16 protein-coding genes, 1 tRNA gene and 1 riboswitch are annotated in these 20305 nt (G+C 71.1%); of the genes, 15 read left to right on the forward strand and 2 right to left on the reverse strand.

The window, feature by feature from the left end; genetic code table 11:
- Positions 1-134 precede the first annotated feature (134 nt).
- From OO52_RS10440 to OO52_RS10495, 12 genes are all read left to right on the forward strand, one after another.
- A complete protein-coding gene (locus OO52_RS10440) occupies positions 135-962 on the forward strand; it encodes a glycoside hydrolase domain-containing protein (RefSeq protein WP_030657877.1) in 828 nt (275 codons plus the stop codon).
- 158 nt (positions 963-1120) lie between these two features.
- On the forward strand, positions 1121-1771 hold the full coding sequence (locus tag OO52_RS10445; RefSeq protein WP_030657876.1) for a SurA N-terminal domain-containing protein: 651 nt from the start codon (positions 1121-1123) through the stop codon (positions 1769-1771).
- A gap of 128 nt (positions 1772-1899) precedes the next feature.
- Positions 1900-2889, forward strand: coding sequence for a nucleoside triphosphate pyrophosphohydrolase (locus OO52_RS10450; protein ID WP_030657875.1), 990 nt, complete (start codon positions 1900-1902; stop codon positions 2887-2889).
- A 388-nt stretch (positions 2890-3277) separates the two neighbouring features.
- Complete coding sequence (locus OO52_RS10455) at positions 3278-4570, forward strand: cytochrome P450 family protein (protein ID WP_030653313.1); 1293 nt, start codon at positions 3278-3280, stop codon at positions 4568-4570.
- A gap of 228 nt (positions 4571-4798) precedes the next feature.
- Complete coding sequence (locus tag OO52_RS10460) at positions 4799-5872, forward strand: transglycosylase family protein (protein ID WP_030653310.1); 1074 nt, start codon at positions 4799-4801, stop codon at positions 5870-5872.
- Positions 5873-6055: 183 nt separating this feature from the next.
- Positions 6056-6227: riboswitch (cyclic di-AMP (ydaO/yuaA leader) on the forward strand.
- 4 nt (positions 6228-6231) lie between these two features.
- Positions 6232-6942 carry a transglycosylase family protein gene (locus tag OO52_RS10465; protein WP_030653307.1) on the forward strand — a complete coding sequence of 237 codons (711 nt, stop codon included), beginning with the start codon at positions 6232-6234 and terminating at the stop codon, positions 6940-6942.
- 310 nt (positions 6943-7252) lie between these two features.
- Positions 7253-8539: a phosphopyruvate hydratase gene (eno, locus tag OO52_RS10470; protein WP_030653294.1), complete on the forward strand. Its 1287-nt coding sequence runs from the start codon at positions 7253-7255 to the stop codon at positions 8537-8539.
- A gap of 105 nt (positions 8540-8644) precedes the next feature.
- Positions 8645-9121: an FtsB family cell division protein gene (locus tag OO52_RS10475; protein ID WP_030653291.1), complete on the forward strand. Its 477-nt coding sequence runs from the start codon at positions 8645-8647 to the stop codon at positions 9119-9121.
- Between the two features lie 49 nt (positions 9122-9170).
- A complete protein-coding gene (locus tag OO52_RS10480; protein WP_030653289.1) occupies positions 9171-9731 on the forward strand; it encodes a DUF501 domain-containing protein in 561 nt (186 codons plus the stop codon).
- Positions 9728-10669, forward strand: a complete 942-nt coding sequence (locus tag OO52_RS10485) for a Ppx/GppA phosphatase family protein (protein ID WP_030653287.1) — start codon at positions 9728-9730, stop codon at positions 10667-10669. The genes OO52_RS10480 and OO52_RS10485 overlap by 4 nt, the downstream gene beginning before the upstream one ends.
- Positions 10670-11126: 457 nt before the next feature.
- Complete coding sequence (locus OO52_RS10490; protein WP_078629643.1) at positions 11127-12506, forward strand: NAD(P)/FAD-dependent oxidoreductase; 1380 nt, start codon at positions 11127-11129, stop codon at positions 12504-12506.
- A gap of 236 nt (positions 12507-12742) precedes the next feature.
- Positions 12743-14044 carry a class I SAM-dependent methyltransferase gene (locus OO52_RS10495; RefSeq protein ID WP_030653282.1) on the forward strand — a complete coding sequence of 434 codons (1302 nt, stop codon included), beginning with the start codon at positions 12743-12745 and terminating at the stop codon, positions 14042-14044.
- Between the two features lie 82 nt (positions 14045-14126).
- On the opposite strand, the gene OO52_RS10500 is transcribed toward OO52_RS10495, so the two are convergent.
- Positions 14127-16655, reverse strand: a complete 2529-nt coding sequence (locus OO52_RS10500; protein ID WP_030653280.1) for an ABC transporter permease — start codon at positions 16653-16655, stop codon at positions 14127-14129.
- Positions 16655-17425: an ABC transporter ATP-binding protein gene (locus OO52_RS10505; RefSeq protein WP_030653276.1), complete on the reverse strand. Its 771-nt coding sequence runs from the start codon at positions 17423-17425 to the stop codon at positions 16655-16657. The genes OO52_RS10500 and OO52_RS10505 overlap by 1 nt, the downstream gene beginning before the upstream one ends.
- Before the next feature lie 406 nt (positions 17426-17831).
- Here OO52_RS10505 and OO52_RS10510 point away from each other — a divergent pair.
- The 3 genes from OO52_RS10510 to OO52_RS10520 all read left to right on the forward strand — a co-directional run bounded on the left by OO52_RS10510 (position 17832) and on the right by OO52_RS10520 (position 20257).
- A tRNA-Leu gene (locus tag OO52_RS10510) sits at positions 17832-17915 on the forward strand.
- Positions 17916-18077: 162 nt separating this feature from the next.
- The gene (locus OO52_RS10515) at positions 18078-19253 is read left to right on the forward strand and encodes a 4-hydroxybenzoate 3-monooxygenase (RefSeq protein WP_030653273.1); all 1176 of its coding nucleotides are present in this window, start codon (positions 18078-18080) and stop codon (positions 19251-19253) included.
- Positions 19254-19402: 149 nt separating this feature from the next.
- Positions 19403-20257, forward strand: coding sequence for a Bax inhibitor-1/YccA family protein (locus tag OO52_RS10520; RefSeq protein ID WP_030653269.1), 855 nt, complete (start codon positions 19403-19405; stop codon positions 20255-20257).
- Positions 20258-20305: the final 48 nt, after the last annotated feature.

Raw genomic sequence — 20305 nt, forward strand, 5'->3', positions numbered from 1 at the left:
CTGAGAGAATCTTGTGCTCTCAGGGGGCTTGTGTTTCCCGGTGGCGGACCCGGCGCTCGATACGTTGCGCTTCGTTTTCGCCAGGCACGCACGCACGCGCGTGCGGCGCCGTACGACGATCAGGGGTGGGGTTCATGGCCGGTCACCGGCAGTCGAAGAAGCGCAGGTATCTCACCTGGGCGGTGACCGGTGCGGCCGTCGTCGCCGGGGCCGGGATCGCCGCGCAGACCTCCATGGCCGCCACCGCCTGGCCCGCCCAGAAGACCTTCACGGGCCGCGCGTTCGACACCTGCGCCGCGCCCTCGCTGTCGGCCATGAAGGCCTGGCACACCGGCTTCTACGGCGCCGCCGCCGTCTACGTGGGCGGCAGGAACCGCGGCTGCGCCCAGCCCAACCTCACCGCCTCCTGGGTGAAGTCGGTCAACTCCCTGGGCTGGAAGCTCATCCCGATCTACGTCGGCGCCCAGCCGCCCTGCCAGACCGGTTCCAGCCCCGAGAAGCTGACCGCCACCACGGCCGCCTCCCTCGGCGCCACCGACGCGGCGGACGCCGTCGCCAAGGCCTCCGCGCTCGGCATGAAGGCCGGCAGCCCGGTCTACCTGGACATGGAGCCGTACGACGTCGGTGACAAGGCGTGCAACGACGCCGTGCTGACGTACGTGCGCTCCTTCACGAAGACGCTGCGCGCCAAGACCTACCGGGGCGGCTACTACGGCTTCAGCAGCTCCAGCGCCAAGGCCGTCGCCACCGCGTCCGACAAGACGGACCTGCCGGGCAATCTCTGGTACGCGCTGTGGGACAAGCAGAACACGACGACCGCGGACTGGCCGTGGGGCGCGACCCGGTACACGGACCACAGCCGCGGCCACCAGTACATGGTGAACAGCAAGGAGGCGCACGGCGGCGTCACGCTGACCGTCGACCGGGACGCCTGGGACGCGCCGGTGGCCATCGCCGGCTGACCCGGCCGACCCCGAAGCGCCCTCCGGGAGCGGCGCGGCGGTGCCCGAAGCGCGCGCGAATCGTTGGTCGAATGGGTTGGCCGCAGCCTGCCCACTGCCTACCATCGATCACCGCAAGACCTTGTGCACCGCCGCACAATCTCCCCTTGGAGGTTCACTTGCACCGCCGCCGTCGCACCGCGCTCGTCCTCACCGCCGCGATCGCCGCCGCGGCACCCCTGCTGACCGCCTGCGGAAGCGACGCGCACCCGGGCGCCGCGGCCGTCGTCGGCGGGCAGCGGATCACCGTGGCCCAGCTCGAGAGCCGGGTCGACGAGGTCCGCCGGGCACAGCGGGCCGCGGTGCCGGACGAGACGCAGTACCAGCAGGTCGTCTCCTCCACCAGCACCCTCACCCGCGACACCCTGCACAACATGGTGCTCGACCGGGTGCTGCACCGCGCCGCGCGGGACGCGGGCATCTCGGTCACCCGCAAGGAGATCCAGCAGATGCGCGGCGAGCTGGAGCGGCAGGCCGGCGGCGGCAAGGGACTGGAGACGGCCTGGCTGCAGAAGTACGGCATCGCCCCGGCCCGCCTCGACGACAACCTGCGCCTGCAACTGGAGGCCCAGAAGCTGGCCTCGCAGCTCGGCACCGACACGAGCCAGCCCGCCTTCTGGAAGGCCCTGTCCAAGGCCTCCGAGGAACTCCACGTCGACCTCAACCCGCGCTACGGCTCCTGGGACGTCCAGAAGAGCAGCCGGGTGGACGCCGAGACGCCGTGGGTACGGGAGGTCACGACGGCGGGCGGGGAGCCGGTGACGGCGTAGGCGGGGCGTCGGGCGAGGAGGAGCGGGGCGCGGGCGGGGCGGCGGAGTCCGGTCATACGGTCACATGACCCCCTCGGGTCTGTGGACAACCCGATCCGGTCCCTCGGGCAGTGGGTTACGTTCGGATCGTGAACGAAACCAGCCCCGAAGCCCGTGGGGAAGCCGCCCCCGGCCGCATCGTCCTGCTCACCACCAGCCACCGCGTCGCCCCCGGTCTGCTGTCCTGGCCCGCGTGGCAGGCCCTGCGCACCGCCGACGCCGTGCTGTGCGCGGACGGCGCCCATCCGCAGCTCCCGTATCTGCGCGAGGCCGGGATAGCGGTGGCCGAGGCGTCCCCCACCGCCCAGGAGCTGGTCGACGCGTGTGCCGGAGGCCGGACGGCGGTGGTCGTGGCCACGGGCGAGGGGGAGCCCGCCCTCACCGACGGCCTCGCCCGGCTGGCCGGCTCCGGCCGGGTCGCCATGCCGGAGCTGGAACTGCTCCCCGCCTCCTACGACCTGCCCGGCGCCCGCCTGCTGGACCTCGTGCAGGTCATGGACCGCATCCGCGCCGAGTGCCCGTGGTCCTCCCGGCAGACCCACGAGGGCCTGGCGAAGTACGGCATCGAGGAGGCGTACGAACTGGTCGAGGCGATCGAGGCCGGCGACCGCACGGAGCTGCGCGAAGAGCTGGGCGACGTCCTCCTCCAGGTCGTCTTCCACTCCCGCATCGCCGAGGAGGACCCGGACGCGCCGTTCTCCATCGACGACGTCGCCGGCGGCATCGTCGCCAAGCTCATCCACCGGCACCCGCACGTCTTCGGCGACGAGGAGGCCGAGACCCCGGAGGACGTCAAGGAGCACTGGCTGCGCACCAAGGCCGAGGAGAAGCAGCGCACCTCGGTCACGGACGGCGTCCCGCTGGGCCAGCCCGGCCTGGCCCTCGCCGCCAAGCTCGCCTCCCGCACCCGCACGGCGGACCTGGACGTCCCCCTGCCGCAGGGGGACGGCATCGGCTACGAGCTGCTGGCGCTGGCGGTCCGCGCCGAGGCGGCGGGCGTCGACCCCGAGGCGGCACTGCGGGCGGCGGCCCGGGCGTACCGGGACGCGATACGGGCTGCCGAGGGCCTGTCCGCCTAGCGCCGTTCGGGGTTCCGGCCGCCTGTTCGGTCCGCTTCTCCGCTGCCGGGGCACGGCCCCGCAGGGCAGCCCGCGCGGGGCGGCCCCCGCGATCCCGCGGCGGCACTGCGGGTGGCGGCGCGGGCGTACCGGGACGCGATACGGGCTGCCGAGGGCCTGTCCGCTTAGCGCCGTCGTCCGAGGGCCGCCTCGGGGTTCCGGCCACCTGTTCGGTCCGCTTCCCCGCTGCCGGGGCACGGCCCCGCAGGGCAGCCCCGGCAGGGTGGCCTCCCGGCCTCCCGGCCCCGCAGCCCCCGCAGCCCCCGCAGCCCCCGCGGCCCCAGCGCCCCCCCCGGGGGCCGCCCCCACCGCGTCCGGCACTCCTCGGCGAGCCGGATACGGTCGAGGAGTGACCGACCAGCCCCATCCCGCCCAGCCGTCCTCCCACCCGGGCGAGCCGACTCCCGCCCTCTTCACCTGGGAGTTCGCCGCCGACCCCTATCCCGCCTACGCCTGGCTGCGCGAGCACGCCCCCGTGCGCCGGACGCGGTTGCCGAGCGGGGTCGAGGCCTGGCTGGTTACCCGGTACGCCGATGCCCGGCAGGCCCTGGCCGACCAGCGGCTGAGCAAGAACCCGGCGCATCACGACGAGCCCGCGCACGCCAAGGGCAAGACCGGCATCCCCGGCGAGCGCAAGGCCGAGCTGATGACGCATCTGCTGAACATCGACCCGCCGGACCACACCCGGCTGCGCCGGCTGGTCAGCAAGGCCTTCACGCCCCGCCGGGTCGCCGAGTTCGCGCCCCGGGTGCAGGAGCTGACCGACCACCTCATCGACCAGTTCGCGCGGCGCGGCTCCGCCGACCTCATCCACGAGTTCGCCTTCCCGCTGCCCATCTACGCCATCTGCGACCTGCTCGGCGTCCCGCGCGAGGACCAGGACGACTTCCGGGACTGGGCGGGCATGATGATCCGGCACGGCGGAGGCCCCCGGGGAGGCGTCGCCCGGTCGGTGAAGAAGATGCGCGGCTATCTCGCCGAGCTGATCCACAAGAAGCGCGAGGCGCTGCCCGCCGAGCCCGCGCCCGGCGAGGACCTGATCTCGGGCCTCATCCGCGCCTCCGACCACGGTGAGCACCTCACGGAGAACGAGGCCGCCGCCATGGCCTTCATCCTCCTGTTCGCCGGCTTCGAGACGACCGTCAACCTCATCGGCAACGGCACCTACGCCCTGCTCACGCACCCCGAGCAGCGCCGGCGGCTGGAGGAGTCCCTGGCGCGCCGGGAGACGGAGCTGCTGGCGACCGGCGTGGAGGAACTGCTGCGCTACGACGGCCCGGTGGAGCTGGCCACCTGGCGGTTCGCCACCGAGCCGCTCACCGTCGGCGGACAGCACATCGCGCCGGGCGACCCGGTGCTCGTCGTCCTCGCCGCCGCCGACCGGGACCCGGAACGGTTCGCCGACCCGGACGTGCTGGACCTCGCCCGCCGCGACAACCAGCACCTCGGTTACGGCCACGGCATCCACTACTGCCTCGGTGCGCCGCTCGCCCGTCTGGAGGGCCAGACCGCGCTCGCCACCCTGCTCACGCGGCTGCCCGATCTGCGGCTCGCCGCGGACCCGGCCGACCTGCGCTGGCGCGGCGGACTCATCATGCGCGGACTGCGCACCCTGCCGGTGGAGTTCACACCCGGCGCCTGAGCCACAGGGCCCTGGCCAGACCGCCCGAGCACACCGTCCGAAGCGGTCCGGCCGGGCTCCGACACAGCCTCTCCAAGGAACATGACAGACGTTCAACTCTGTGATCTTCACGTGATCTGCGCGGCATGAACTTGTGACAAGTGATCGTCTGCCTATACGTTCACCCATCAGCGCGGCGACCGGCTCGATCCGCCGCGCCGGTCCTGCTGTCGCTCGAAAGGCTTCTGCATGCTCTCCGGGAACGGCCGACACCGTCGCCCCCGTCAGGCCCCGGCTCTCCTCGTCGCGGCCGGAGTGACCGGCTCCGCCATCGCCATCCCGCTCCTGGGCGCGGCGAGCGCCAACGCGGCCGACGGCACCACGTGGGACAAGGTGGCCGAGTGCGAGAGCGGCGGCTCCTGGAGCGCGGACACCGGCAACGGGTACTACGGCGGCCTTCAGATCTCGCAGGAGGACTGGAACGCGTACGGCGGCGGCCGGTACGCGGCCAGCCCCGACCAGGCCAGCCGCAACCAGCAGATCGCCGTCGCCGAGAAGATCCTCGCCGACAAGGGCACCACGCCCTGGGCCACCTGCGCCCTGCTGTCCGGTCTGACCGAGGACTCGGGCTCGACGCACGTCGACACGGGCGTCGGCGGCTCCGGCGGTACGGGTGGTTCGGGCGACTCGTCCGGAACGGTCGACAGCTCCGGTACATCCGGTTCCTCCGACAGCTCCGACTCGTCCGGTCTGCCTGATTCGTCGCCCTCTGACGAGGCAAGCTCCGACGCCAACTCCGGCTCCGGTACCGGCTCCTCCTCGGGCGAGGCCGGCACTCCGAGCGTCAAGCCGGACAAGGGCGCCGGTGCGGACACCGGTTCCACGGGGACCAACACCCCCAAGTCCGACAAGTCCACCGAGCCGAGCACCGGAAGCTCGCAGGCGGCCGACAGCTCTCCCACGGTCACCCCGGACGCCGGCATCGAGGACAACCCGCAGCAGGCCGCCGGTTCTTGGAGCCTGGTCGACACCGGGTCCCTCGGCGGCGGACGCCACCGGGGCGCGAGCGCGGACGAGAGCAGTGCGGACGAAACCGTGACAAACGGTCAGAGCGCCACGTCTTCCGGCCGTCACGCCTCTCGCGAAACGGACACCTACACCGTCCGTCAGGGCGACACCCTGGCCTCCATCGCCGACTCCCTTGACGTCGACGGCGGGTGGCGTGCGCTGTACGACGGCAACAAGAAGGCCATCGGTGCCGACCCGAATCACATCAGTGCCGGTCAGACCCTGGAAGTCGGGGGCGAAACGGGCGGCGAGTAGCGGGAGTTGACGCCCCACTTAACGCCCTAATGTCCGGATTGGCGAAAGTGTGGGATGAGTCTCAGAAGCCCTGATCGTCTTTGAAATTCCGCGGATCACGTGTCTACGGTCAGGACCGCTCGTCACCACGAGCCCCGGCAGCCGCAACGCCGAATCCTGCCAGCGGTTGCCCGGGAACAGTCGTCGCGTCAAGCGCCGTAGGCAGGAGCGGGGGACCCAAGGTAGGTGCCGGGCCCGGCAGTTGATGCCGGAACCGGCTTGGGGTGAAGCCGCATCCGCGCAAGCGGAGTGCGGCCGGGCAACTCAACCGGCCCGAACCCGACAGCTCACCTCGCAGGCGTCGGTGAGGGGATCGATCCATGCTGTTTTCCAGCAAGGGCAAGCACCGTCGTCCGTCCAAGGCCGTCCGCGCCATCGCGCTCGCCGGTGTCACCGGTGCCGCCGTCGCCGCTCCGCTGATGGCGGCCGGCAACGCCTCCGCCGCCACCGCCTCCCAGTGGGACGCGGTCGCCCAGTGCGAGTCCGGCGGCAACTGGTCCATCAACACCGGCAACGGCTACTACGGCGGTCTGCAGTTCTCCGCTTCCACCTGGGCCGCGTACGGCGGCACGCAGTACGCCTCCACCGCCGACAAGGCGAGCAAGGCGCAGCAGATAGCCGTCGCCGAGAAGGTCCTCGCGGCCCAGGGCAAGGGTGCCTGGCCGGTCTGCGGCACGGGCCTGTCCGGCACCCCGTACAACGGCTCCGCCCCGAGCACCTCCACCCCGAGCACCTCCACGAACTCGGGCTCCACCACCACCCGCTCCACCGACGGGCAGGCCGCCTCCCGCTCCGCCGAGCGTCCGGCCGCGAGCGCGAGCAAGAGCCAGGGCAAGACCGTCACCACCCCGACCGGCAAGAAGGTCAAGAAGGGCGACGGCGAGTACAAGGTCGTCACCGGTGACACCCTCAGCTCCATCGCCGACAAGCACCACGTGCAGGGCGGCTGGCAGAAGCTGTTCGAGCTGAACAAGGACATCGTCGAGGACGCCAACCTCATCTACCCGGGCCAGCAGCTCCACCTGAAGTGAGGCCCCGCTCCCGGCCCGAGCACCGGCCCGCGCCTGCGCGCGGGCCGCGCTGAGGGCCCCCTGGCGGGCCCTCCCCCCGTCCCCACGGGCTCCCCGCCCCGGTGCGTGTTCCCCCGTACGCACCGGGGCGGGGCTTTTTGCGTCCACCGGGCCCGAACCCTTTGTTTCGGCGAGAAACAAAAGGTACCGTCGGCTTGTCCACGGGGCGGTCGGTCGGTGGCCGACGCCCCCGGGACGGTTAGGCTCTAGTCGCAAGGCACAGCCGTAAGGCACACCGCCCCGCACTTCCAGCGTCACATCCAAGAAGGAGATGCTCGTGCCGTCCATCGACGTCGTCGTAGCCCGGGAAATCCTGGACTCCCGAGGCAACCCCACGGTCGAGGTCGAGGTCGGCCTCGACGACGGCAGCACGGGTCGTGCCGCCGTTCCGTCCGGCGCCTCGACCGGCGCCTTCGAGGCCATCGAGCTCCGCGACGGCGACCCGAACCGCTACCAGGGCAAGGGCGTCGAGAAGGCCGTCCTCGCCGTGATCGAGCAGATCGGCCCGGAGCTGGTCGGTTACGACGCCACCGAGCAGCGCCTGATCGACCAGGCCATGTTCGACCTGGACGCCACCGACAACAAGGGCTCCCTCGGCGCCAACGCCATCCTCGGCGTCTCGCTCGCCGTCGCGCACGCCGCCTCCGAGGCCAGCGACCTCCCCCTCTTCCGCTACCTGGGCGGCCCGAACGCGCACCTGCTGCCGGTGCCGATGATGAACATCCTGAACGGCGGCTCGCACGCCGACTCCAACGTGGACATCCAGGAGTTCATGATCGCCCCGATCGGCGCGGAGTCCTTCTCCGAGGCCCTGCGCTGGGGCACCGAGGTCTACCACACCCTGAAGAAGGTCCTGAAGAGCAAGGGCCTGTCCACCGGCCTCGGCGACGAGGGCGGCTTCGCCCCGAACCTCGGCTCCAACCGTGAGGCCCTCGACCTCATCCTGGAGGCCATCAAGGAGGCCGGCTACGCCCCCGGCCAGCAGATCGCCCTCGCGCTCGACGTGGCCGCCTCCGAGTTCTACAAGGACGGCAAGTACCTCTTCGAGGGCAAGGAGCGCTCCGCCGCCGAGATGACGGAGTACTACGAGGAGCTCGTGGCGGCCTACCCGCTCGTCTCCATCGAGGACCCGCTGTTCGAGGACGACTGGGCCGGCTGGAAGGTCATCACCGACAAGCTCGGCGACAAGGTCCAGCTCGTCGGCGACGACCTGTTCGTCACCAACCCCGAGCGCCTCGCCCGCGGCATCGAGGAGGGCGCCGCCAACGCCCTGCTGGTCAAGGTCAACCAGATCGGCTCGCTGACCGAGACCCTGGACGCCGTCGAGCTGGCCCAGCGCAGCGGCTTCAAGTGCATGATGTCGCACCGCTCCGGCGAGACCGAGGACGTCACCATCGCCGACCTGGCCGTCGCCACCAACTGCGGCCAGATCAAGACCGGTGCCCCGGCCCGCTCCGAGCGCGTCGCCAAGTACAACCAGCTGCTGCGCATCGAGGAGATCCTCGACGACGCGGCGGTGTACGCGGGCCGCAGCGCGTTCCCGCGCTTCAAGGGCTGACCCATCCTGGCGTAAGGCTTAGCCAGTCGTACGTACGTCCCCGTACTCGGTCCCGTACCGTGTCCGGGGACGTACGTACGTGTGAAAGGGGAGGCGGAGAGCCAGATGGCCGTGAAGGACCGGGACCGTTTCTCCACCGCGACCAGGCTCCGGCTGCTCGGCGAGCAGACCGCGGCCCGTGTCTACCGCTCCCAGACCAAGCGGCAGGCCCGCCGCTCCCGGCTCACCGGCCGCGCGGCCCTGCTCGCGCTGGTGCTGTGCACGATGATCGTCGCCCTCGCCTACCCGATGCGGCAGTACGTCTCCCAGCGCGCGGAGATCGCCGACCTCCAGCGGGAGCGGGAGCAGGCCCGCCAGCGCGTCGAGGAGCTCCGCGACCTGAAGGCGCGCTGGCAGGACGACTCCTACGCCGAGCAGCAGATCCGCCGCCGGCTGCACTATGTGATGCCCGGCGAGACCGGGTACGTGGTCGTCGACCCGGGCGCGGCCAGGCAGTCCCGCGCCGACCTCGGGGCCGCCCACCGGCCCTGGTACGCGAACGTCTGGGACGGCGTCGACAAGGCCGACGCCTCCGACCAGTGACCGGCCCGTCCGGTCCGGCAACCGACAGAAAGCCACCCTGAAAGCAGTCATGGAAACCCCTCCGCCGCCCACTCCGCGCACCGAGCCCACCGACGCGGACGTAGAGGCCTTCAAGCAGCAGCTGGGCCGCCCGCCGCGGGGCCTCAGGGCCATCGCGCACCGCTGCCCGTGCGGTCAGCCGGACGTCGTGGAGACGGCACCGCGCCTGCCCGACGGCACGCCCTTCCCGACGCTGTACTACCTGACGTGCCCGAAGGCGTCCTCCGCCATCGGCACGCTGGAGGCGAACGGCGTGATGAAGGAGATGACCGAGCGGCTGGGGCGCGACCCCGAGCTGGCCGCCGCGTACCGGGCCGCGCACGAGGACTACATCCGGCGCCGGGACGAGATCGAGGTCCTGAAGGGCTTCCCGAGCGCGGGCGGCATGCCGGACCGGGTGAAGTGCCTGCACGTGCTCGTCGCCCACTCGCTGGCCGCCGGCCCGGGCGTGAACCCGCTCGGCGACGAGGCGCTGGCGATGCTGCCGGAGTGGTGGCGCAAGGGCGCGTGCGTGACGCTCGACAGCACCGGAACCGGTGTGCGCGACGACAGCGAGGGGGACGAACAGTGACCCGCGTGGCCGCCATCGACTGCGGTACCAACTCCATCCGTCTGCTGGTCGCGGACGCCGACCCGGCGACGGGCGAACTGACCGACCTGGACCGCCGGATGACGATCGTGCGGCTCGGCCAGGGCGTCGACCGGACCGGCCGGCTCGCGCCCGAGGCGCTGGAGCGCACCTTCGCCGCCTGCCGTGAGTACGCGGACGTCATCAAGGAGCACGGCGTCGAGCGCCTGCGCTTCGTCGCCACCTCCGCCTCCCGGGACGCCGAGAACCGCGACGACTTCGTGCGGGGCGTGCTCGACATCCTCGGGGTCGAGCCGGAGGTCATCACCGGTGACCAGGAGGCCGAGTTCTCCTTCACGGGTGCCACGAAGGAGCTCACCGGCCGCACCGACCTCACCCGGCCCTACCTGGTCGTGGACATCGGCGGCGGCTCCACCGAGTTCGTCGTCGGCGACGACCACGTGCGCGCCGCCCGGTCGGTGGACGTCGGCTGTGTGCGGATGACCGAGCGGCACCTGGTGCACGGCGGCGAGGTGAGCGACCCGCCGACCGAGGAGGAGGTCGCCGCCATGCGGGCCGACATCGAGGCCGCCCTGGACCTCGCCGAGCGGTCGGTCCCGCTGCGCGAGGCGCACACCCTGGTGGGCCTGGCCGGGTCCGTCACCACGGTGTCCGCCATCGCCCAGGAGCTGCCCGCGTACGACTCCGCGCGCATCCACCACTCCCGGGTCTCCCGGGAGCGCGTGCGCGAGATCACCGAGCGGCTGCTGCGCTCCACGCACGCCGAGCGCGCCGCGATCCCGTCCCTGCACCCGGGCCGGGTCGACGTCATCGGCGCGGGCGCCCTCGTCCTGCTCGCGATCATGGAGCGGATCGGTGCCGAGGAGGTCGTGGTGAGCGAGCACGACATCCTCGACGGCATCGCCTGGTCCGTGGCGTGAGCCGTGGCATGGCTCTCTTTTGTTACTGAGTGGTAGCCACCTGCTGAGCAGGTTGGATAACGTTTGAGCGGTGTCCGGGGCCCCCTTCGGGGGGCCTTGGTCATACCTGCGCGGGAACCTTCGTGAAGTTCTTCACAAGGAATTCCCTCCCGTCGGGCGCCTCAAGGGGGCCCATGGGCCTTTTCGGGGCCTCGAAGGGTGTTTGAACATGTTCAGATGAAGGGTGCGAGAGGGGCCCGGAGAGGGGTGTTCCGGGGGTGTCACGGTGCCCTCACGATGGCCCCGGCGACCCGGAGAGGCAGCTCACACGGCCTTGACAACGGGGCGAAGCGCCCCGCGGGCCCCCCGTGCGCCCATGGGCTGTGACAAGCGAGCCGCGGAGTTTAACACAGGGCCTGTCAGACCTTGTGAAGGGGCGCACGAGCGACCCCCCTGGGGCGGGTGGATACTCGATGGCATGAGCACCACGGAGCGTCCCAGGATCCTCGTAGTAGGCGGTGGGTACGTAGGCCTGTACGCAGCTCGGCGCATCCTCAAGAAGATGCGCTACGGCGAGGCGACCGTCACGGTCGTCGACCCCCGGTCGTACATGACCTACCAGCCCTTCCTCCCCGAAGCCGCCGCCGGCAGCATCTCCCCTCGGCACGTCGTCGTCCCGCTGCGACGCGTGCTGCCGAAGGCGGAGGTCCTCACCGGTCGGGTCACCACCATCGACCAGGACCGCAAGGTCGCCACGATCGCCCCGCTGGTGGGCGAGGCGTACGAGCTGCCCTTCGACTACCTGGTCATCGCCATGGGCGCGGTCTCCCGCACCTTCCCGATCCCCGGCCTCGCCGAGCAGGGCATCGGCATGAAGGGCATCGAGGAGTCCATCGGCCTGCGCAACCACGTCCTGGAGCAGCTCGACAAGGCCGACTCCACGACCGACGAGGAGATCCGCCGCAAGGCGCTCACCTTCGTCTTCATCGGCGGTGGCTTCGCGGGCGCGGAGACCATCGGTGAGGTCGAGGACATGGCCCGGGACGCGGCCAAGTACTACAAGAACGTGTCCCGTGAGGACATGCGCTTCATCCTCGTCGACGCCGCCGACAAGATCCTTCCCGAGGTCGGCCCCAAGCTCGGCCAGTACGGCAGGGAGCACCTGGAGAGCCGGGGCGTGGAGATCTACCTCTCCACCTCCATGGACTCCTGCGTCGACGGCCACGTGGTGCTCAAGAACGGCCTGGAGGTCGACGCCAACACCATCGTGTGGACGGCCGGCGTCAAGCCGAACCCGGCCCTCGCCCGCTTCGGTCTGCCGCTCGGCCCGCGCGGTCACGTCGACTGCGAGCCCACGCTCCAGGTCAAGGGCACGGACTACATCTGGGCCGCCGGCGACAACGCCCAGGTCCCGGACGTCGCCGCCCGCAAGGCCGGTGTGGAGAACGCCTGGTGCCCGCCGAACGCCCAGCACGCGCTGCGCCAGGCCAAGGTCCTCGGCGACAACGTGGTGTCCGGTATGCGGGGCTTCCCGCAGAAGGAGTACGAGCACGCCAACAAGGGTGCCGTCGCCGGACTCGGCCTGCACAAGGGCGTGGCGATGATCGTCATGGGCAAGATGAAGATCAAGGTCAAGGGCCGCCTCGCCTGGTACATGCACCGTGGCTACCACGGTCTGGCGATGCCGACCTGGAACCGCAAGATCCGCGTCTTCGCCGACTGGACGCTCGGCATGTTCCTCAAGCGCGAGGTCGTCTCCCTCGGCGCCATGGAGAACCCGCGCGAGGAGTTCTACGAGGCCGCCAAGCCGGCGCCGGTCGCCGCGAGCAAGACCGAGGAGAAGGCCAAGGCCTCCTGACCTCCCGTCACCGACCGGCCCTCCGGTCGCTCGATCGACCCCCCGGTCGCTGACCGGCCCGGAAGACCTCCCGCCATCCGTGGTGCGGGAGGTCTTCCGGCGTTCCCGGGCACCCATCCGCATGGTTTCTACAGCCGTTTTGCCCAGTCGTAACTCCTTCGCGGGACTGCGCCGAGGCCCGCGCGGTGTTTACGTGGTATCCGGCATCCGGGATCGTCGTCTTGGAGGTGTGCGCCATGGCCGACGCCGCGTCGCGGCTGAGGAGTCTTGCCGAGCAGATGCTGGGAGTCCCGCTCCCGCTACGCCTGAAGGCCTGGGACGGGTCGCAGGCAGGCCCGCCGGACGCGCCGGCACTCGTCGTGCGCAACCGCCGCGCCCTGCGCCGCATGCTGTTCAAACCGGGCGAACTGGGCCTCGCCCGCGCCTGGGTCTCCGGCGACCTGGAGATCGAGGGTGACCTGTACACCGCGCTCGACGCCATGGCGGGCCTGGTCTGGGAGCGCGGGGAGGACGCCCGCAGCCTCGCCCAGGCCGTCCGCGACCCCGATGTCCGGGCCGCCGCCCGCGAGCTGCTGAAACTGGCCGGCCCGCCGATCCCGCCCGCCCCGCCGCGCGAGGAGGTCCGCAGACCCCGCCGGCGTCTGCACACCCGTCGTACCGACAAGCGGGCCATCAGCCACCACTACGACGTCGGCAACGACTTCTACGAGATCGTCCTCGGCCCCTCCATGGTGTACTCCTGCGCGTACTGGGAGGCCGACGACAAGGGCCCGACCCTGGAGTCCGCCCAGCGCGACAAGCTCGAACTGGTCTGCGTCAAGCTGGGACTGAAGAAGGGTCAGCGGCTGCTGGACGTCGGCTGCGGCTGGGGTTCCATGGCCATCCACGCGGCCCGCGAGCACGGCGTGAGCGTCGTCGGTGTCACGCTCTCCCAGGAGCAGGCGGCGTACGCCCGCAAGCGCGTCGCCGACGAGGGGCTGACCGACCGGGTGGAGATCAGGGTCCAGGACTACCGGGACGTCGTGGACGGCCCCTTCGACGCGATCTCCTCCATCGGCATGGCCGAACACGTCGGCGCCGAGAGGTACCTGGAGTACGCCCGCCAGCTCTACACCCTGCTCAAGCCCGGCGGCCGGCTGCTCAACCACCAGATCGCCCGCCGCCCGCAGCGGGACGAGTCGACGTACGAGGTGGACGAGTTCATCGACTCCTACGTCTTCCCCGACGGCGAACTCGCCCCCGTCGGCACCACGGTCACCCAGCTCGAACGGGCCGGGTTCGAGGTCCGGGACGTGGAGTCCATCCGCGAGCACTACGCCCGCACCCTGCGCCGGTGGGTCGCCAACCTGGAGGCCGACTGGGACCGGGCGGTCCGGCTCACCAGCCCCGGCCGCGCCCGCGTCTGGCTGCTGTACATGGCCGCGTCCGCGCTCGCCTTCGAACGCAACCGCATCGGCGTCAACCAGGTCCTCGCGATCCGCACCCCCGAGTCCGGCGCCTCCGGACTCCCCCTGCGCGCCCGCACCTGGCACGGCTGACAGAGGCACGACGACACCGCTGACGGCGGTACGGCGAAGGGGGCCCCTTCCCGCGGGGCCCCCTTCACCGTCGTACGACCGCCTACTCGGCCTTGATGGCCGTCAGCATGTTCAGCCGGGCCGCGCGCCGGGCCGGCCACAGCGCGGCCAGGACGCCGACCACGCCCGCCAGCAGCAGGAACACCGTCATCCGGCCCCAGGGCAGCACCAGTTCGTACGTCGGCATCTTCGTGCCCAGCAGCTCGCCGGCCGCCCAGCCGAAGAACACGCCCAGACCGATGCCCAGCACCCCGCCGAACAGGGAGATCACCAGCGACTCCAGGCGGACCATCCGCTTGACCGCCCTGCGGTCCAGGCCGATCGCGCGGAGCATGCCGATCTCCTGGGCCCGCTCGAAGACGGACATGGCCAGCGTGTTGATGACGCCGAGCACCGCGACGATCACCGCCATGCCGAGCAGGCCGTAGACCATGTTCAGCATCAGCGTGAACATCTGCGCGATCTCGTTGGAGATGTCCTTCTTGTCCTGGACCTTGATCGCCGGGTTGGTGCCGAGGGCCTTCTCCAGCCTGTCCTTGGCCGCGTCGGACGCCCCGTCCGTCGTCTTCACCATGACCTGCATGTCGGCCGGGTCGGACAGGTGCGGGGTGAGGACCTTGTTGTCGAGGATGATCCCGTTGAGCATGTCGTTGCCCTCGTAGACCCCCGCGACCGTCAGCCGCTGGGCCTTGCCGTCCTCGAAGTGCGCGGTGAAGTGCGAACCGGCCTTCCAGCCGAAGTCCGCGGCCCGGTCCTGGTCCACGACGACCCGGGTGCCGCCCACGCCGAACGACCCGTCGGTCACCTTCAGGTCGGTCAGTTCGCCGATGGTCGCGCCGTCGACACCGGTCAGGAACTCGGTGCCGCCGTCGATGCGGGACTCGCCGTTGCGCAGCGGGCTGCTCGCGGTGACGCCGTCGGCGGAGGCGATCTTCTTCTCCACGTCGGGGGAGAGCGGACCGCGGTTGGCCATCGAGACGACGTAGTCGGCGCGGATCGCCGAGCTGGCCATCTTGTCGATGGACGTCTGGAGGCTGCCCGCCATCACCGTCATACCGGTGATCAGCGTCAGGCCGATCATCAGCGCGGAGGCGGTGGCCGCGGTACGGCGCGGGTTGCGCACCGAGTTCTGCCGGGCGAGCTTGCCCGACACCCCGAAGGCGCGCAGCACCGGCGCGGCCGCGGCGATCAGCGGGCGGGACAGCAGCGGGGTCAGGATGAACACGCCGATGATGAGCAGGACCGCGCCGATGCCCATCGCGCCCTGGCCGGTGTCGGCGTCCATCCTCGTGCCCGCGAGGACCACCGCGATGCCGGCCGCCGTGAACAGCGAGCCCAGGGTGTTGCGCAGCACCAGCGACTTGGTGGTGGCCTTGGCGTGCACGCTGCTCATCGCCGCCACCGGCGGGATCTTCGCGGCCCGGCGGCCGGGCAGCCAGGCGGCCAGCATGGTGATGAGGATGCCGACCGCGAGGGCGGTGACCACCGTGCCGGGGCTGATCACCAGCGGACCGTCGGGCATGCTCGCGCCGAACGAGCCGAGCAGGGAGCGCAGGCCCGCGCCGATGCCGACACCGGCGGCCAGACCGGTCACACCGGCGACCGCGCCGACGGCGAACGCCTCGATCAGCACCGAGCGGGTGATCTGGCGGCGGGAGGCGCCGACCGCCCGCAGCAGGGCCAGCTCCCGGGTGCGCTGGGCGACCAGCATGGTGAAGGTGTTGGCGATGATGAACGTGCCGACGAACAGGGCGATGCCCGCGAACACCAGCAGGCCCTGCTTCAGGCTGCTCATGGACGAGGAGATGGCCTTCGCCTGGTCGTCGGCGAGCTGCTTGCCGGTGGTGGTCTCCACCAGCTTCGCCGGCAGCGCCTTGTCCAGCTCGGCCTTGAGCGCCGCCTGGCTGGTGCCGGGCGCGGCCTGCACGTCGATCTCGTCGTACGTGCCCTTCTTGCCGAACAGGGACTGCGCGGTCGCCGTGTCGAACAGGGTGAGGCTGCCGCCCGCGGCGACGTTGCCGTCGTCGGTCGTGAAGATGCCGCTGACGGTGGGGGTGAGGACCGGGCCGTCGACGGAGAGCCGCACGGTGTCGCCGACCCGGTACCCGGCGCGCTTCGCGGTCGCCGAGTCGATCAGCACCTCGCCCTTGCCGCGCGGGGCATGGCCGCTGACCAGCGGGTAGCGGGGGTCCTTGGTGCCCCAGTAGTTGCCGCCGGCGGACTGCCAGTCGCCGCCGACCAGCTTGCCGTCCTTGTCGGCGAGGGCGGTGAAGCCGCTGACGACACCGGTGGCGGAGGCGGCCCCGGGGACCTTGGCGGCCTTGTCGAGCAGGGCCCGGGTCAGCTCGGGGACCTTGCCGACCTGGTTGCCCTTGGAGTCCTGGTACTCGGGCCGTACGGCGACGTCGACCTGGTCGAAGCCCTTGGCGGAGCTCTTCTGGTAGGCGTCGGAGATGGTGTTGGTGAAGACCAGCGTCCCGGAGACGAACGCGACGCCGAGCATGACGGCGAGCACGGTCATCAGGAGCCGGGCCTTGTGCGCGAGGACGTTGCGCAGGGCGGTGCGGAACATCAGCTGGTACGGCCCTTCGCGTCGAACTGCTTCATGAGGTCGAGGACGGAGTCGGCCGTCGGGCCGTGCATCTCGTCGACGATCCGCCCGTCGGCCAGGAAGATCACCCGGTCCGCGTAGGCGGCGGCCACCGGGTCGTGGGTGACCATGACGACGGTCTGGCCCAGCTCGCGCACGGAGTTGCGCAGGAAGCCGAGGACTTCGGCGCCGGAGCGCGAGTCCAGGTTTCCGGTCGGCTCGTCACCGAAGATGATCTCGGGCCGGGAGGCGAGGGCGCGGGCGACGGCGACCCGCTGCTGCTGGCCGCCGGAGAGCTGGGAGGGCCGGTGGCTGAGCCGCCCGGACAGCCCGACCATGTCGATGACCCGGTCCAGCCACGCCTTGTCCGGCTTCCGCCCGGCGATGTCCATCGGGAGGGTGATGTTCTCCAGGGCGGTCAGCGTCGGCAGCAGGTTGAACGCCTGGAAGATGAAGCCGATCTTGTCCCGGCGCAACCTGGTGAGCTGCTTGTCCTTCAGGGACCCCAGCTCGGTGTCCCCGATCCGGACGGACCCGGAGGAGAAGGTGTCCAGTCCGGCCACGCAGTGCATCAGCGTGGACTTGCCGGAGCCGGACGGCCCCATGATCGCGGTGAACTCGGCGGCCCGGAAGTCGACGGAGACCCGGTCCAGGGCGACCACCCGGGTCTCACCCTGCCCGTAGATCTTCGACAGCTCCGTGGCGCGTGCGGCCACGGCGGTGGTCCGGCCTGCGGTGGGTGTGGTGGTCACGGGAGGGCGCTCCTGTCGGGTACGACGTCTGTTCGTTGGGGACCGATCCATCGTCCCGGCGGGGAGCGCGTGTGTAGTCAGTCGCTGTTCCGGTTCTGGGGGGCGACTCGGGTCGGACGGGGGGGCCCGGTGTCATACCTGGGGAGGACGGGTGACCCTGACTTTGGTCGTGTCGGGGAACCGTGTCGAGAACAGGTGGAACACCCTCGTTCGGACGGTGAAATTCCGTCATTTCGCGTACGCGCGCACAACCGTCACGTCAGGCTATTGGCAAGTGCGGATGGCGTGTACCGCGGGCTGATGCACCCTCAGGCGTCAATAAAATAAGACAACATCGGTCCACCCACCCACTGTTCGGGGGATGGGTCCCGATAGGCTCGAACCTCGCAAGCGGAGCCCATGGCCTGCCCGGATGGTGGAATGCAGACACGGCGAGCTTAAACCTCGCTGCCCCTTCGCGGGCGTGCCGGTTCAAGTCCGGCTCCGGGCACCTTCCGCCGTCGGTTTCCTCTGGAACCACCCCCGAACCACCCGACCACCGCACGACCGTTGACAGCGGGGCCCGTGCGGTCGGAGACTCACGCCCGGAAGTCGGTGAAGGAAAGTTCACCAGGCGAACATCGCGCGAGGCGGCGGGACAAGGAGACGACCGATGCGTACCACCGTCGGGATCATCGGGGCGGGGCCCGCGGGGCTGCTGCTCGCCCGGTTGCTGCACCGTGCCGGGATCGAGTCGGTCGTCCTGGAGAGCCGGGACCGGGCCTACGTCGAGCAGCGGCAGCGGGCCGGGATCCTGGAGCAGGGGACGGTCGACGTGCTGCGCGCCGCCGGGGCCGGGGAGCGGATGGACCGGGAGGGGCTGCGGCACGACGGGATCGAGCTGCGGTTCGACCGGCGCCGGCACCGCGTCGACTTCCCCGCGCTCACCGGCGGGCGGTCCGTGACCGTCTACGCCCAGACCGAGGTCTGCAAGGACCTCATCGCGCTCCAGTCGAAGGAGGGCGGGCCGCTGCTCTTCGAGGCCGAGGCGCTGGGCGTGGAGGGGGCGGAGAGCGACCGGCCGCGGGTCCCCTTCCGGCACCAGGGGCGCGAGGACGTGCTGGAGTGCGACTACGTGGTCGGCTGCGACGGGTTTCGGGGGGTGGCCCGCCAGGCCTTCCCGGCCGGGGTCTCCCGGGTGTTCGAGCGGTCGTACCCCTACGCCTGGCTCGGCATCCTCGCCGACGTCGCGCCCTCGCACGACGAACTCGTCTACGCCCGCCACGAACGCGGCTTCGCCCTGCTGTCCATGCGGTCGCCGGCCGTCTCCCGGCTCTACCTCCAGGTGCCCGCGGGGACGGACGCCGAGGCGTGGAGCGACGAGGCGATCTGGGACGAGCTGGAGCGGCGGCTCGAGACGGACGACGGCTGGCGGCTGGAGCGCGGACCCGTCACCCAGAAGTCGGTCACCCCCATGCGCTCCTTCGTGCACGAGCCGATGCGGCACGGCCGGCTCTTCCTCGCCGGCGACGCCGCCCACATCGTGCCGCCGACCGGCGCCAAGGGGCTGAACCTCGCCGTCGGTGACGTCGTGACCCTCGCCCGGGCCCTCGCCCACGAGAAGGAGACGGGCTCCCCGGACCTCCTCGACGCCTACTCCGCGACCTGTCTGCGCCGGGTCTGGCAGGCCGAGCGGTTCTCCTACGACATGACGACCCTGCTGCACCGCGCCCCGGACGCCACCGCCTTCGACGCCCGCCTCCAGCGGGCCCGGCTGGAGCGGATCGCCTCCTCCCGCGCCGCCGGGACCGACCTGGCCGAGGCGTACACAGGATTTCCGCTCGGTTAGCCGTCCGTCCATGGCCGGGAATCAGTCGCCCGCGTAGCGTGTTGCGCAGCACGGCAGGGGAAAGATCCTCCTCAAGTATCATGGTCGATCCTTTGCCAATCCATTACTCTTGAGCCCAAGGCTGCGCTCGGCAGCCATGGAGGAGTGAAATGAGGAGCAGCAACCCGGTCTTCTCGCGACGGGGGTTCAGCCGCGACAACGGCTACGCCGGCTTCAACACCGCACCGCAGGCCGGGTACGCACAGGGCAACCCGTACGCGCAGAACCCGTACGCGCAGAACCCCTACGCACAGCAGGGCGTCGGCGCCCCGCCCCAGGCCCCGGCCACCACCGACCGGATGACCATGGACGACGTCGTCGTCCGCTCGGCCATCACGCTCGGCACGGTCGCCGTCGGCGCCGTCCTCGCCTGGGCCCTGCTGCCCGTCTCGGGCACCAGCTACGGCCTGGCCGTCGGCTCCGCGCTGATCGCCTTCGTCCTGGCGATGGTCCAGAGCTTCAAGCGCAGCCCGTCGCCCGCGCTGATCCTCGGGTACGCCGCCTTCGAGGGCGTCTTCCTCGGCGTCCTCAGCGAGATGTACAACAGCCGCTGGAGCGGCGCGCCCTTCCAGGCCGTGCTCGGCACGATGGCCGTCTCGGGCGCGACCCTGCTCATCTACAAGGCCGGCTGGATCCGCGTCACCGCCCGCTACGCCCGTATCGGCCTCGCCATCGCGATGGCCTTCCTGGTGGTCACGGCGGTCAACCTGCTGCTGGTCGTCTTCGGTGTCGCCGAAAACGGCGGACTGCGCAGCTTCGGCCCGCTCGGCGCGATCGTCGGCATCATCGCGATCATCCTCGGCGCGTTCTTCCTGACCCTCGACTTCAAGCAGATCGAGGACGGCATCGCCTACGGCGCCCCGCGCAACGAGGCCTGGCTCGCCGCGTTCGGCCTCACCCTGACCCTGGTGTGGATCTACGTGGAGATGCTGCGGCTGGTGGCGATCTTCAGCAGCAACGACTAGCGCCGACGCCGGTCGTGGCAGGGCCCCGGGCGATCCGCCCGGGGCCCT

Origin of the sequence: Streptomyces flaveolus (assembly GCF_000716535.1) — a bacterium.
Lineage (GTDB): Bacteria > Actinomycetota > Actinomycetes > Streptomycetales > Streptomycetaceae > Streptomyces > Streptomyces flaveolus_A.

What these genes read in the sequence shown, in the direction of transcription:
- OO52_RS10440 (WP_030657877.1), top strand. Translation starts at nt 135, where the DNA reads ATGGCCGGTCACCGGCAGTCGAAGAAGCGCAGGTATCTCACCTGGGCG.
- OO52_RS10460 (WP_030653310.1), top strand. Translation starts at nt 4,799, where the DNA reads ATGCTCTCCGGGAACGGCCGACACCGTCGCCCCCGTCAGGCCCCGGCT.
- OO52_RS10465 (WP_030653307.1), top strand. Translation starts at nt 6,232, where the DNA reads ATGCTGTTTTCCAGCAAGGGCAAGCACCGTCGTCCGTCCAAGGCCGTC.
- eno (WP_030653294.1), top strand. Translation starts at nt 7,253, where the DNA reads ATGCTCGTGCCGTCCATCGACGTCGTCGTAGCCCGGGAAATCCTGGAC.
- OO52_RS10475 (WP_030653291.1), top strand. Translation starts at nt 8,645, where the DNA reads ATGGCCGTGAAGGACCGGGACCGTTTCTCCACCGCGACCAGGCTCCGG.
- OO52_RS10480 (WP_030653289.1), top strand. Translation starts at nt 9,171, where the DNA reads ATGGAAACCCCTCCGCCGCCCACTCCGCGCACCGAGCCCACCGACGCG.
- OO52_RS10490 (WP_078629643.1), top strand. Translation starts at nt 11,127, where the DNA reads ATGAGCACCACGGAGCGTCCCAGGATCCTCGTAGTAGGCGGTGGGTAC.
- OO52_RS10495 (WP_030653282.1), top strand. Translation starts at nt 12,743, where the DNA reads ATGGCCGACGCCGCGTCGCGGCTGAGGAGTCTTGCCGAGCAGATGCTG.
- OO52_RS10500 (WP_030653280.1), bottom strand. Translation starts at nt 16,655, where the DNA reads ATGTTCCGCACCGCCCTGCGCAACGTCCTCGCGCACAAGGCCCGGCTC.
- OO52_RS10515 (WP_030653273.1), top strand. Translation starts at nt 18,078, where the DNA reads ATGCGTACCACCGTCGGGATCATCGGGGCGGGGCCCGCGGGGCTGCTG.
- OO52_RS10520 (WP_030653269.1), top strand. Translation starts at nt 19,403, where the DNA reads ATGAGGAGCAGCAACCCGGTCTTCTCGCGACGGGGGTTCAGCCGCGAC.